At 66.4% G+C, this 12,554-nt stretch carries 11 protein-coding genes and 1 pseudogene; 4 read left to right on the top strand and 8 right to left on the bottom strand.

Going from position 1 to position 12,554, the window contains the following annotated elements; genetic code table 11:
* Positions 1-395: 395 nt before the first annotated feature.
* On the bottom strand, positions 396-1,103 hold the full coding sequence (locus tag ACK4I0_RS00060) for a recombinase family protein (RefSeq protein WP_409607295.1): 708 nt from the start codon (positions 1,101-1,103) through the stop codon (positions 396-398).
* A 46-nt stretch (positions 1,104-1,149) separates the two neighbouring features.
* Positions 1,150-1,275, bottom strand: a pseudogene (locus ACK4I0_RS00055) (DUF2924 domain-containing protein); the annotation flags it as partial.
* 65 nt (positions 1,276-1,340) lie between these two features.
* Between ACK4I0_RS00055 and ACK4I0_RS00050 the strand changes: the two are divergent.
* From ACK4I0_RS00050 to ACK4I0_RS00040, 3 genes are read left to right on the top strand one after another with little or no spacing between them, the layout of a single operon-like run.
* On the top strand, positions 1,341-3,839 hold the full coding sequence (locus ACK4I0_RS00050; protein ID WP_409606881.1) for a CHASE3 domain-containing protein: 2,499 nt from the start codon (positions 1,341-1,343) through the stop codon (positions 3,837-3,839).
* Positions 3,836-4,225, top strand: coding sequence for a response regulator (locus ACK4I0_RS00045; protein ID WP_409606880.1), 390 nt, complete (start codon positions 3,836-3,838; stop codon positions 4,223-4,225). The genes ACK4I0_RS00050 and ACK4I0_RS00045 overlap by 4 nt, the downstream gene beginning before the upstream one ends.
* Positions 4,218-4,484: an Hpt domain-containing protein gene (locus ACK4I0_RS00040; protein ID WP_409606879.1), complete on the top strand. Its 267-nt coding sequence runs from the start codon at positions 4,218-4,220 to the stop codon at positions 4,482-4,484. Before ACK4I0_RS00045 ends, ACK4I0_RS00040 begins: the two co-directional genes overlap by 8 nt.
* On the opposite strand, the gene ACK4I0_RS00035 is transcribed toward ACK4I0_RS00040, so the two are convergent.
* The 5 genes from ACK4I0_RS00035 to ACK4I0_RS00015 all read right to left on the bottom strand — a co-directional run bounded on the left by ACK4I0_RS00035 (position 4,481) and on the right by ACK4I0_RS00015 (position 9,606).
* Positions 4,481-4,912 (bottom strand): hypothetical protein, encoded by a 432-nt coding sequence (locus tag ACK4I0_RS00035; RefSeq protein ID WP_409606878.1) that lies wholly within the window; start codon positions 4,910-4,912, stop codon positions 4,481-4,483. The two genes, ACK4I0_RS00040 and ACK4I0_RS00035, sit on opposite strands and share 4 nt — an antisense overlap.
* Positions 4,912-5,448, bottom strand: coding sequence for a hypothetical protein (locus ACK4I0_RS00030; RefSeq protein WP_409606877.1), 537 nt, complete (start codon positions 5,446-5,448; stop codon positions 4,912-4,914). Before ACK4I0_RS00030 ends, ACK4I0_RS00035 begins: the two co-directional genes overlap by 1 nt.
* On the bottom strand, positions 5,448-8,153 hold the full coding sequence (locus ACK4I0_RS00025; RefSeq protein ID WP_409606876.1) for a hypothetical protein: 2,706 nt from the start codon (positions 8,151-8,153) through the stop codon (positions 5,448-5,450). The genes ACK4I0_RS00030 and ACK4I0_RS00025 overlap by 1 nt, the downstream gene beginning before the upstream one ends.
* The gene (locus ACK4I0_RS00020; protein ID WP_409606875.1) at positions 8,150-8,968 is read right to left on the bottom strand and encodes a hypothetical protein; all 819 of its coding nucleotides are present in this window, start codon (positions 8,966-8,968) and stop codon (positions 8,150-8,152) included. The genes ACK4I0_RS00025 and ACK4I0_RS00020 overlap by 4 nt, the downstream gene beginning before the upstream one ends.
* Positions 8,969-9,078: 110 nt before the next feature.
* Complete coding sequence (locus ACK4I0_RS00015; protein WP_409606874.1) at positions 9,079-9,606, bottom strand: DUF4402 domain-containing protein; 528 nt, start codon at positions 9,604-9,606, stop codon at positions 9,079-9,081.
* A 214-nt stretch (positions 9,607-9,820) separates the two neighbouring features.
* Here ACK4I0_RS00015 and ACK4I0_RS00010 point away from each other — a divergent pair, with 214 nt between their 5' ends.
* Positions 9,821-10,453 (top strand): LuxR C-terminal-related transcriptional regulator, encoded by a 633-nt coding sequence (locus ACK4I0_RS00010; protein ID WP_409606873.1) that lies wholly within the window; start codon positions 9,821-9,823, stop codon positions 10,451-10,453.
* Between the two features lie 1,310 nt (positions 10,454-11,763).
* On the opposite strand, the gene ACK4I0_RS00005 is transcribed toward ACK4I0_RS00010, so the two are convergent.
* The gene (locus ACK4I0_RS00005) at positions 11,764-12,405 is read right to left on the bottom strand and encodes a hypothetical protein (protein ID WP_409606872.1); all 642 of its coding nucleotides are present in this window, start codon (positions 12,403-12,405) and stop codon (positions 11,764-11,766) included.
* Positions 12,406-12,554: the final 149 nt, after the last annotated feature.

Raw genomic sequence — 12,554 nt, 5'->3', positions numbered from 1 at the left:
AGTAAATACCGCCCTCTTCCTGAGATTGTTCGCCATCGGGGACGGTGATCGGCTCACCCACCTCGATGGCCGGGGTGTTGTAAACTGGCCCTGATCGGAACAGATCAACAATGCTTCCGAACAGGCTCCCGACTGCTCCTCGGCACCCCTCAGAGGCCGCGCAGTAGACAACTGCCGTCGTGACAAGCACAGCACCTCCACAGGCAACCGCCTGCGGCCCCGCACAAGCTGCCAAAAGAAGGGCGTTCTCTCCGCTCGGATCGGTGTGGTTCTCTGAAGCGCGGGAGCTCGCACTTGAGGCGCGCAAGCTGAAACTCCGCGGCATCGACCCCATCGACGCGCGGAACGCCGAACGCGTCTCCAGGAAGCTCGAGGACGCGAAGGCGGTCACCTTCTCACAGGCCGCCGAAGCCTACATCAAGGCCAACAAGGTCGCCTGGAATAACTCCAAGCACGCGGCTCAATGGGAGGCGACGTTGCCCGCCGGTCGTATTGCCCGCCTTCGAGGTGCGTATTCGAGAGACAATGCTCGCCGCCTTCATCTCTCGCTGGAGCTCATAGACCGAGCCCAGCTCCAAATAGCGGACGAAGCACCAGCGCACGGTGTCGGCCTCTTCCGGTATGACCTTCAGGGTGCGGCCGTCCGGGATGTAGCCGAGCGGGGAGTTTCCGCCCATCCACATTCCTTTCTTCTTGGACGCAGCGATCTTGTCGCGGATACGCTCGCCGGTGACCTCGCGCTCAAACTGGGCGAAGGACAGCAACACGTTCAGGGTCAGACGCCCCATGGAGGTGGTGGTGTTGAACGCCTGGGTCACCGAGACGAAGCTGACATTGCACCGGTCGAACCTCTCGACGATGCGAGCGAAGTCCGACAGCGACCGGGTCAGGCGATCGACCTTGTAGACCACCACCACGTCGATGCGCCCGGCCTCGATGTCCGCGAGCAGCCGGAGTAGGCCCGGTCGCTGCATGTTGCCGCTGGAGTAACCGCCGTCGTCATACCGCTTCGGCAACTCGACCCAGCCCTCGCCCTTCTGCGACGTCACATAGGCGGCGCAGGCCTCGCGCTGGGCGTCGAGCGAGTTGAAGTCCTGCTCCAGACCCTCGTCGGAGCTCTTGCGGGGTAGATGGCACAGCGTGATGCAGTCATCCCCTGGGCCTCAGGCCGAAGAACTTCGGGCCGTTCCAGCGCGTGCCGGTGATCTCCAGGGCGATGGGCGACAGGCTCCGGAACCTGCGACCCTTCCAGAGATAGCCGCAATCCACCACTTCAACCTCATGGCGTAATCATGCCGATTTTAACGGTCTGATGATGAAGCTCACCGCTGAATGCGCGCATGATCCGTTCTGCACCTGATCGCCACGCGTCCGGGAGCCTCAAGCGTTGGCTGGGCTTTGTGGGCATCGCCTTGGTCGTGCTCAGCCTTTGGGTGATCGGTTTCGAACTGGCGCGGGAGTTCGAACGGTCTCGCGAGATTCGGCAAGAGGTCGAAAAATCCCATGAAACCCGGGCGCAGATCGAGCGTGTGTTTTCCTTGCTGCAAGACGCCGAGACCGGGCAGCGTGGCTTCATCATCACCGGCGACGAGCGGTTTTTGGAGCCTTATGACGTCGCCGAGACGAATCTCGATGAACAGATCTCACGCCTGGAAGGCCTGTACGGCGGCGACGCCGCTCGAAGCCAGGATATGGTCGATCTGAGGGCGCTGGTGGCGCGCAAGCAGGCGACGCTCACTGAAGGAATCCAGACCCGCCAGCAACAGGGTCGTGATGCCGCCCTGGCGTTTGTCGCCAGCGGATCCGGCAAGGCCGCCATGGACGCGATCCGGGAGGAGATTGACCGCATGGTCGCGGTCGAGGCCGAGGCCCTGCGTGAGGTCACAAGTCGGGCGGACCGCCGGACCCGGTCGACCGAGACTCTCGTCGGCGTGCTGTTCCTGTTGCTCCTCGCCAGCGTAGCGACGGCCTTCATCCTGACTTGGCGCTACGTCGTCACCCGGCGACGTCTGCTGTCAGAGGTGCAGGCGGTGGCCGCGCGCCAGACGACGATATTCGACAGCGCCATTGACGCCATCCTGACGTTGAACCCCAGCGGCAGCATCGAAACGCTGAATGCCGCCGGGGAAAAGATGTTCGGCTGGTCGGCGAAGGACATCACGCGCCGCGACGTCTCGCTTCTGCTCGATGTGGCGGGGGATGACGAGGCCGCCTTTCTCGCGCGACTGGGCGCCCGCAACGGCGATTTCGAAGGCGGCCTGGTGCGCGAGATGACGGCGCGACGGCGTGACGGCGTCGTGTTCCCGGTCGATGTGGCGCTCAGCCCCATGACACTGCCGACCGGCGTGCATTTGGTCGCGGTCATCCGCGACATAACCGAGCGGCGGCGCGTCGAAGAGATGAAGCGGCAGTTCGTGTCGACCGTCAGCCATGAGCTTCGGACGCCTCTGACCTCGATCGCCGGATCGCTGGGCCTGCTGACCGGCGGGGCGGCCGGCGCTTTGCCGGAGCGTCCGGCGCGCCTCATCGCCATCGCCCACGCCAACAGCCAGCGTCTGGTGCGGCTGATCAACGACATTCTGGACATGGAGAAGCTGGAATCCGGCCAGATGACGCTGGACCTCTCGCCGGTCGATCTGCGCGATGTCGCGGAACGCTCGATCGAAAGTCTGCGCGGCTTCACCGAGAACCTGGGCGTAGAGATCACTCTGGCCGAAGGCGCGGCGGCCCCGGTGCGCGGAGACGCTGATCGACTGATCCAGGTGGTGGTGAATCTGGTGTCGAACGCCGCCAAGTTTTCTCCGACCGGCGGCGTGGTCGAGGTGTCGGTGCATCCCGAATCCCGCCTGGCTCGCCTCAGCGTGCGGGACGAAGGCCCGGGCATTCCAGACGCGTTCAGGTCGCGGATTTTCTCGAAGTTCGCCCAGGCTGACGGGTCCGACACGCGCGCCAAGGGCGGCACGGGCCTCGGCCTGGCCATCGCGCGCGAGATCGCGGAGCGGCATGGCGGCCGCCTGTGGTTCGAATCCGAGCCTGGCGCGGGGGCCACGTTCCATCTCGACCTGCCGATGACGCAGGACCTGCCCTCCGCAGGCGGCGAGCAGGCCCGACTTCTGATCGTCGAGGACGATGCGGATGCGGCTCAGGTTCTGCGCGAAATGCTGATCATGGACGGCTTCGTCGCCGACATCGCCCCGACCGCCCGCGAGGCGCTCGCTACCGCGCATTCGGACCGATACGATGCGGTGCTGGTCGATCTGCAACTGCCGGACGCGGACGGCGTCAGCCTGATCCGGGCGCTGCGGGCCAGGGCTTCGTCGCGTGATCTTCCGGTCGTGGTCGTGTCGGGCGATGTTGCTCGCGGCCGCGCCAGAGGCCGGTCATTGGAAGTGGTCGACTGGCTGGAGAAGCCCTTTGATCAGTCGCGACTCCGCGGCGCTGTAGCGGCCATGCTGTCGCGCAGTGGGGTGCAGCGGCCGAGGATACTGCACGTCGATGACGACCCCGACATTCTGACCGTCACAGCGTCCGCCCTGTCCGGCGTCGCCGACATGGAGCGTGCCGAGGATCTGGCCGCGGCCCGAAAGGCGCTGGCCGAGCGAAGACATGATCTCGTTATCCTCGACCTCGGATTGCCCGATGGATCAGGGCTTGAGCTCCTGCCGCTGATTGAAGACGGCATCGGCGGCCCTATCCCCGTAATCATCTATTCGGCGCAGGAGACAGATGCCGTAATGGGCGCCCATGTCGAAGCGGTTCTGGTGAAATCACGAACGTCTCTGGCCACACTGGCCCGTACTGTACGCAAACTGACACGCAAGGGAGACTCGGCGCGATGAGCGATCTGCATCTGCTGCACGTCGACGACGAGGACGACATCCGAGAGGTTGCGGCCTACGCGCTGGAGATCGATCCCGCCATCAGACTGGCGTCCGCATCTTCCGGCGCGGAGGCGCTGGCCAAGCTGGGCTCCGGCCTCAGGCCGGACGTCATTCTGCTGGACGTCATGATGCCCGGCATGGACGGACCGAGCACCCTTGATCGGCTGCGCCAAATCGACGGGCTTCAAACCACGCCGGTCATCTTCATGACAGCACGCGTGCAGGCGGAGGAACGTGATCGCTACGCGACCCTTGGCGCGATCGGCGTTATCAACAAGCCCTTCGATCCGATGGCGCTTGCGGCGGACGTTCGGGCCCTGTTGGCGGCGGGACGACATGACTAGTGATCCGCTGGAGGCTCTGAGGCGGCGCTTCGTCGAACGCGCGAATGCCGACGCTGACGTGCTGGAGCGGGCGCTGTTGCAGGGCGAACGGTCGGAAATGGAGCGGGTGGTTCATGGACTTGCGGGGGCGGCTGGGCTCTTCGGTTATCGAGCACTGAGCGAGAAGGCTGTGGCGCTGGATGCGCAGTTCGCTCGCCGCGATCCTCTCGATCAAGCCATGATGCGCGACCTGATTCGCGCGGCGCGGGCGGTCACCTAGTCGTAGTCGATGCTGACTGGAAGCACGGCCATCCCCGCATGCTGAGAGGTTCGGCCGGTGATCCTGAGCGTGTCCTGCCCTTCCGCATCCAGACGACCGCTAAGGCCGTCGGATATGTCGCCATCGTTGGCGCTCCAGATGCTCAGCTCACGCCAGTCGGCTTGGTTTCGGCGCGGCAGGCGGATGCGATAGGCTCGTCCCGCATCTCCGCTTAAGCGTATGACTGCGGCACTGTCGGCGGTAACGCCGTTCTGGGCGACAAGGGCGGCTGCGTCTCTGTCGCGGTGAAGGCGCATGGGACTCAGGGTCGCCACGCTGAGGCTGCGATGAACCTGCAGGGCTGCGCCGCCCTCGGCGGATTGAGCCTGAGCGCCGGTGGCGCAAACAGCGATGGCGCCGGCGATAATGAGGTGCCTGATCAGCGTCATTAGATGAACTGCGCCGTTACGATATAGCTGACTGGCTGGTTCCCGCTCGGCGCGTTCGCATCCAAGCGAATATCCATGCCCAATCGGAACACCGCCGAGCCCAAAAGGCCGATGGGGTTGATGTCAAAGCTCATGCTGGAGGCTTCGCTTGGCGCCGATCCGCTGCGATAGCTCATGCCGCTGACCGAGGCGACGCGGAAGCGGGTAATGTGGGCCGCGCTCGACCCGTTAACCGGCGTGATGGTCACGCGAACCGAACGCAGGGCGCACAGACTCGAAAGGTTCAGGAAGCCGCAGTCGATCGTCACGGTCGGGGCGGTGACAACGCCGGGACCCAGGCGAATGGCGTCGCCCGAAACACGCGTCACGCCCCCCGTTGTGGAAATCGAAAAGACCGTCGCGCTGGAGCCGCGGATCGTGTTGCCGAGAACCGGCGCGCCGGCCGGGGACGGCGTGACCCTGAGCTGAGCGTGAGCCATCGCGGGGGCCATCGACCAGCCCAGGGCGAGGATGAGCAGAAGCCAGATGACGCGCATCACGATTCTCCCGCGGCGAGGCGAACGACGACTTCGCCGGCGCGCACGAAGCCGCCGCTGGGCGGCACGACGACGGTCGGCGCCTCGACCAGTTCAAGGCCCAGGGCGGCGGCCTGGGCGGGGTCCAGGGCTACGCGATAGGCGCCGGGACGCACGCCTTCCAGGAACAGCACGCCGGCGTGATCGCTGCGCCCGGCCAGCGGCTCGCCGCCCGATTCGGGCACAAGGGAGAGGTTGACGGCGGACAGGGGACGGGCGGAGCCGTCGCCGCGGCGCAGGGCGATCGTCAGCTCCAGCTCGGCGCTGCGGCGCATGGGATAGTCCACCGTCACCACCCGGCCGGCGCGCGGCGTGACGCTGAACACGGGCGGTCCGGCGGTCAGGAAAGGGTCATCCACGCCTTGCGCGTCCAGGCGGATGCGCGCCGAGGCGCTGTCGCCCAAGCCGGACACGAACGCGCGGCCCTGATCGTCGGTCAGATCGACGCTGCCGGGAATGTCGACCACGACGTTCCCCACGCCGATCTCGCCGGCCTGACGCACGCCGTCGCCATTATCATCGACATAGGCGTTGACGGCGACGGCGCCGCCCGATGCCGCGCCCGGCCGCGTGAAGCGATACCCCCTCGCGAAGGGATCGTAGCCGAATCCGAAGCCCATCTGCAGGCCGATGCGCCAGTCGCGTGAGCCGGTTTCGTACGAGACGTTGAACGCCAGATCGAAGCGCGACGCGCGCCAGAGGTTCGAGGCCTGAAGGCTGGTCGTGGGATTGGGGCCCAGGGTGCGGATGGCGCCGAACCGTAAAGCGTTCGAGCGCGACGTCTGCCAGTCGGCCAGCACATAGGCGCTCTCGATCGCGGCGTCGGGCGCCAGCACGTAGGACAGCCCACCTCGCACTTGGACCACGGAGGCGACGAGGGTCGCCGCATCGGTGGCGCCGGCCAGCCGTCGCCGGCTTTCCAGACCGCCGCCGCGCTCGTCCTCCCAGACGACGCTGCTGGACACATAGTAGCGATCAAGCGGGGCGGACGCGCGCAGTTCGGCGTTGGTCAGCGCACGGGCGTCGATGCGTTCGAGCCGACGCAGATTGAAGGACACCGGCAGGGCCAGCCCTGCTGGACCGCGAGCCTGTCCGTCTAGGCGCAGGTCGGTGGCGCGTCGCAACGGCGCCTGTCCGATCACGCCCAGCTGGCGCGTCTCGTCGACAAAGCCCCCGGAATATTCGGCATGCCGCCCAACCGCTGAAACGCCGAGCACCCGGGATGCCAGGCCCAGTCCCACGCCGCTGCCGCCCTGATCGTCGAAAGCCAGGTCCAGCTGGCTGGCGGCGGCGCCCAGCGACCCGCGTAGACCCAATGAACCCAGAGTGCGCGCCGGGCCGGTCTCGGGCGAATAGCGGGCCGCGCCCGCCGCCAGGGTGAGCGCGGGCGTCAGGCCGTACTCGGCCGTCGCCACGATGCGCGACCGTCCCTGGTCGGGCACGGACGGCGCCTGGCCCACGTCGAAGACGGCGGCGCCCTGTTCCACCGCGCCGAAGCGCAGCGCCAGACGGCCGGGCTCCAGCTGGCCGGAGCCGAAGTTGATGCGTCGAACGACCTCACGGCTCTGACCCTGCGATCCGTAGAAGACCAGTCGGATCGTGTTCAGGCCGTAGGCCAGCGGCACGTTCAGGAACTCATAGCGTCCCTGGACCGGCGAGGTCTGGGCCGCCTGAAGCACTTCGTTGACGTAGAGCTCCACCTCCTCGCCCAGGGCGAGTTCTCCCCGCAGGTTCAGCGGCGTGGCGAGGTCCAGCGATTCCAGCGGGGCGGAGGTGTAGAATACGCCCCGGCCCGCGTATCCGGCCGCGCCCATGGCCATCGACGGCGAAAAGACGTCGCCCAGACCGGCCCGCGTCCCGCCCAGCGGGCCTAGCGCGCGTCCGCCTGGATCCTTGCGGGTCAGCATCACGCGAACGTCGCCGATGTCGCCACGGTCATCGGAGCCCACATAGCCCTCGAAGCCCGCCCACAGCAGATCGCCGGCCGCCCGAACATCATAGCGTCGCGCCAGGTCCGAACCGTCTCGCGACAGCTGGCCGCCGATGTTCACATCGAACGCCGGCGGCGTGAACGGCCGATAGGGTGTCTCCAGCGCCACGGCGTCGGCCTCGCCGACCAGGAGCCCCAGGCCGGCCTGACGGCGCAGCCGGGCCTCTCGCTGCTGAAACGGAAGCGGTTCGGTCGGGGTCAGCTCCATGACCTGGGCCGCCGGATCGGCGCGCAGCTGCAGCGGCAGCAACTGTTGCAGCAGGTCCAGCCGCACATAGAGGTCGTCGCCGTAGAAGGCGGCCTGACCGGGAGCGATCGGCGTGACGCGGCCGTTGACCGTCGCACGGCCGGCGGCCAGGTCCACGATCAGCTGCCGATCCGGCGAGAGCACCCAGCCCTCCGCCCGGCGCTGCGCCGGAAACACGCCGACGGCCAGGTCCAGCACCCGCGACAGCTCGCCCAGCGGCACGAACACGCCGGCGCGCGATGAGTAGACGTTGAGGGAGTCGGTCAGCAGCAGCTCGCCGGACCGGACCTCCATCCAGAGCAGATCGTCGGGCGTGAATGGCTGCGGGTCGGCGGCGATCACCAGATTGCGCACGACTGCCTGGGCTCGGACATCGTCAGCGACGCCCAGCACGAGCAGCGCCAGACCGGCCGACAGCCCGGTCTTCACGGCGCGATGAGCGTCGCCGACGCCAGCACTTCACCCGGACGGGCGTCGTCATCGCGATAGACGATGGTGACGGCTTCGCCAGACGCCAGGGCGCGAGGCAGAGCGACCACGGCCGCGCGCCGCTCGATCTCGGGATAGACGGCGACACCACGCACCGCCGTCAGCAGGGGGCCGTCAGGCCGCGCGCCCTGGCGGACTTCGATATCGCCATAGACGGAGCTCTCGCCCAGTCGAACCAGGTCCAGGCCCACGCCCTGAGCGCTCTCGCCCTGGACCAGGCGCAGGTTTTCGACAGCGGCCTGCGCGTCAGCCACGCTGTCGCGGACGATTACGGGGATGCTGATGCTGAACAGCGCGACCACCTGGACCGACAGTTCGTCGGCCCCCTCACGCGCGGCCTGTTCGGCGGTGAAGCCGGCGGTTTCGGCCGGCAGGGCGGTCACGGTCAGGTGCGTGCGATGTTCGCCGCCCGCACCGGGACGCGCGCGCACGCGGATCGCCTGGCTCTCGCGCGGCTGAAGCGTGATGCGGCGCGGCGTGTGCTGCACCAGCTCCAGTGCGGAAGCCACGGCGATGTCAGGCCGGTCGGCGGCCGGGACGATCTGCCCGTCCGCCGTCATAGCCCGGTCGACGAGTTCGACCGTGTAGGTCGCTTCGGCGTCGCCCTGGTTGAAGATGTAGACCGTCGCCGCGCGCTCTCCCGGCCCGAACACCACACGCTTGGGCGAGATGTTCAGGTCGGCGCCGCTCTGCGCGCTGGCCGGCAGCACGCTGGCCAGCAACAGAAGGACGGGAAGCAACAGTCGATACAGCATGGCGCGCGCCTTGGCGTTGGAACGTCGCGCAGAATGACAGCTTGCCGACTTCAGGGGGTTAATCCCCGTCTCGTCGAGCCCCGGATCCTTCAGCGGAAACACGGCTGCGGTCAGTTGTAGGCGGCGGAGACGGTGAAGGTCCCCGCATAGGCGCCGGTCGGGGTGGTGGAGGCCACCGGCACGCTGCCGCCAACACGGAAGCTGAGCGAGCCGGCCGAACCCAGGGCGTTGCTCAGGGTCTGGCTGGCGGCCGAACCCGACAGGTTGTTCGTCGTGGTGACGGTCAGGGTGTCGGTGCCGTTTACGATCGAGAAGGTGGCGGGGATGGTGACCGAGATCGACTGACCGCCTTCACCGTCGACGGTGAACTGCGCGGCCTGGGGCGTATCGCCCGAGCTCAGGCCGACCACGCCGCCCGCAACCGACCGGGCGCCCGCAGCGCTGACCGCCACCGTGCCGGCGCCGCTGGTGGGGCGCACGACGGTGCCGAACTTCAGGTCGGCGTTCTTGGTCAGGGTCAGGGGGCGCAGGACCGTGATCGACCCGGTTCCGGTCGTCGAGGCGGACTGGGCCATGGCGGGAGCGGCGACCGAAACGGTCAGGGCTGCGGCGGCGAAGGCGAGGGTCTTGATGAACATGATGAGCTCCAACGAGAGGGGTGACTGCGTTGGCCGTCCAAATCAGCCACATCCGCCGCGCGGTCCACAAACCGACCCGCCAAAACCGGCTAAATCGAACCAAAGTTATAGGTTCGGACCCAGATCAGGCATGTGCGCCCCTCCACAATGCACAATCGAAAGGCGCGGTTAAGACTATCAGGGTCAATCTGGCCGTGTGTGAAAGGAGCGGCCCTTGCGTTGGATCGTGCTCATCGTCGACGATCATCCGCTCGTGGGTCAGGCCTTCGAGCTGTCGATCCGCGCCGCCTACCCGCACCTCGATGTCGGGCGGGTCACCAGCGCGGCGGAAGCAGAAGAGTACGTCCGGCTCAACGGTTCGCGGGTGAAGCTGGTCCTGTTGGACCTGATGCTGCCGGACGCCGACGGCTTCAGCGCTTTGCTGCGTCTGCAGCAACTTCTCGACGAAACCCACATCGCCATCGTGTCGGCCCGCGTCAACCAGCACACCGTCGCCATGGCCCGCGCCTTCGGCGTCCGCGCCTATCTGTCCAAGTCCGAGCCTGTCGAAACCCTGGTCAACGCCGTCGGCGCCATCCTGCGGGGCGAGGAGCTGTTTCCCGCGGGCGTCCAGCCCGACCCCGTCAGCATCGACATGCATCGACGACTGGCGAGCCTGTCCAAGGCCCAGTTACGCGTCCTGCGCGCCTTGGCGGACGGCAAGCTGAACAAGCAGATCGCCGCCGAAATGGACCTGACCGAAGGCACGGTGAAGCAACACGTCTCGGCCATCCTGCGCAAGCTGGAGGTCAACTCTCGATCGCAGGCCATAGTCGCGGCCGGGCCCGTGCTGAGAAGCGCAGGCTGACTTCCGATAGCAGCCAGTCATCAGGCACGAAATCCGAGCGACGTCCCCGGCGGCGTCACGCCTTGAAACTTATGCTGGCAAAACGTCAGGTTTTGGCTGGGGCGGCAATGTGTGCTTCTGACGCAAAGCGGTCGCCCGCCCCCCCTGTTCCCACCTTGTTCGCGAAATGCGCATAAGCGGCATTCACAGAAGTTGGCCTCGCCCCTCTCCATTCAACCTTCTGCGATCCTTCCAGATTGCCTCACACTTCAACGGCCCGATAAGGCGCTGCAAGTTTCACCACGCGCATCCCTGGCCGCTTGCCCTCCGGTGAATACTTGCCTCCTTCGCAGTTCAGTGTTTTCTGAACCAGAGGGAGGACGCGATGGGCAAGATCTGGATACCCTTAATCGCTCTAACGCTTGGGGGATGCGCCGCCACTGAACAGGCACGTTCTCTCTCAGCAGCAGGAACGTCCGAAGCTGCGGGACTGCAATCGCTTTCGGGCCTCGGAAGGCCGGGCGCCGCGATCGCAGTTCGTCAACCCGTCGGGCCAAACACCTATCTTGGGCCAATGCCTACCGCGGTCGTGCTACTCCGTGAGGATCAAGGGATCCGGAATCGCCGCTTTTGCGAGGGCTTCGCCGCTGTGGTGCCGGACCTGAGTGCCGTCCTGAACGAACAAGGCGCGGCGGCGCCCAACATGATTCTAGTCCGGTGGCCCGTTCGGGACCCCGCATCCAATTCCCATCCAACGACCTGCAATGAGCTGTTGAACGCCTACGCCTACGGACGCTCAGCGGAGATCCTATCGTCGTTTCGGCACACCGCGACGGCCGCAGAGGCGCCGGGAGCAAGCGGCCCGTACGTAATGCAGTTCATACCTGATGGCACAGTAATCTTAGTGGATGGCTCAGATACTCAGGACGTAGCGCTTGGCCAGTGGGGAGCGGGCGTCGCTGCAGCACTCGTGGCGCAACTCCAAAGCCTTAGCGCGACAGTGGGCCGACCGATTGCCGGCGCTTCAGGCTCCACGGCGCCGAACGCCGTTTCAGAAGGCGAGACAACCGAAAAAGGCGCTTTAGTGCGGATACGGGAGGTGGCGTTGGCGGCTTTCCGCACGCACGTGCCCTACGCCAAGTTGATTGAAGGAGGCGTGCGGTGGCTTCTGGGCCCGGCTGAAAGTGGGGCCGGCTCCCGGTGATGGAAGATGAGGCCGTGCAGGTTCCTGCCAAAGTGCGATTAAACTGGCTGATCAATGCTGACGGTAGCTGATATCTAACGAAGCTATTGGCGACGGCGACGTGGGCCGCCACTTGATGACACATCCATTATTCGCCGACCCGAAGCTGCCGATAGTCGTGCGTTCGCCACACCCGCTCACCACCAAACCTCAGCCGCACCCACAGGACTGACTGAAAGCGTTGCGACGCAAGCTCCGCTCGCAGGTCGATCTGGTCGCCCGGCGCGATCGTGCGAACATCGTCGCCGTCTGGCTGCATCGCCTCTGGGGCCAGAGGCTCCGGGGCGCGACCGACCGTGAAGCGTCTGCGCAGTTGGTCCTCCTGCGCCGCGGTCAACTTCGATGAGGCGCTAAGCCTCGCCAGTCCGGTTCCCGTCTCGTTCTGAGCCGTGACGGTCAGCGACCTGGGCAGGTCGCTCGCCTCCAGCACTTCCGCGAGTTCAGCCTCTTCGTCCATCACCAGGTCATGCTTGCCTTCCGGCAATGACATCCAAAGCGCCACGCTTCGACCATTGAGCACGACAGGTTCGACATCATGCGGCGCCAGGCGATGTTCGGCGCCCGCCGCCAGACGCCCGGCCGCTAACGCCACTGCGCTTTCCAGGCTTATGCGATCGACGATCCCCCGTTCACGGTCGATCGAGGATCGGATGTAGTGGGTCAGCGCAGCGCCTAAACCGGTCCCAAGGGCCGCAAGCCCGAATGCAGACGCCGTCGCTAGCAGCGACACATAACCCGCCCGCTTGCGCCGACTGTTAGCAGGCTCAGGGCGCAACGCGTTCCACCGGCAGGCCTAGCGCGCTGAGCCGCGCCACCATCTCCCGGCCCAAAGCGTCCACATCCTCACGCGCCCGAACGACGGTGGGACGCAGGAACATG

Source organism: Brevundimonas sp. (assembly GCF_046295775.1).
Taxonomy (GTDB): Bacteria; Pseudomonadota; Alphaproteobacteria; order Caulobacterales; family Caulobacteraceae; genus Brevundimonas.
This window is presented reverse-complemented; position numbering and strand designations above follow the sequence as displayed.

Coding starts and splice junctions, on each gene's coding strand:
- ACK4I0_RS00045 (WP_409606880.1), top strand. CDS start 3,836: ATGAGCGATCTGCATCTGCTGCACGTCGACGACGAGGACGACATCCGA.
- ACK4I0_RS00015 (WP_409606874.1), bottom strand. CDS start 9,606: ATGTTCATCAAGACCCTCGCCTTCGCCGCCGCAGCCCTGACCGTTTCG.
- ACK4I0_RS00035 (WP_409606878.1), bottom strand. CDS start 4,912: ATGACGCTGATCAGGCACCTCATTATCGCCGGCGCCATCGCTGTTTGC.
- ACK4I0_RS00020 (WP_409606875.1), bottom strand. CDS start 8,968: ATGCTGTATCGACTGTTGCTTCCCGTCCTTCTGTTGCTGGCCAGCGTG.
- ACK4I0_RS00040 (WP_409606879.1), top strand. CDS start 4,218: ATGACTAGTGATCCGCTGGAGGCTCTGAGGCGGCGCTTCGTCGAACGC.
- ACK4I0_RS00030 (WP_409606877.1), bottom strand. CDS start 5,448: ATGCGCGTCATCTGGCTTCTGCTCATCCTCGCCCTGGGCTGGTCGATG.
- ACK4I0_RS00050 (WP_409606881.1), top strand. CDS start 1,341: ATGATCCGTTCTGCACCTGATCGCCACGCGTCCGGGAGCCTCAAGCGT.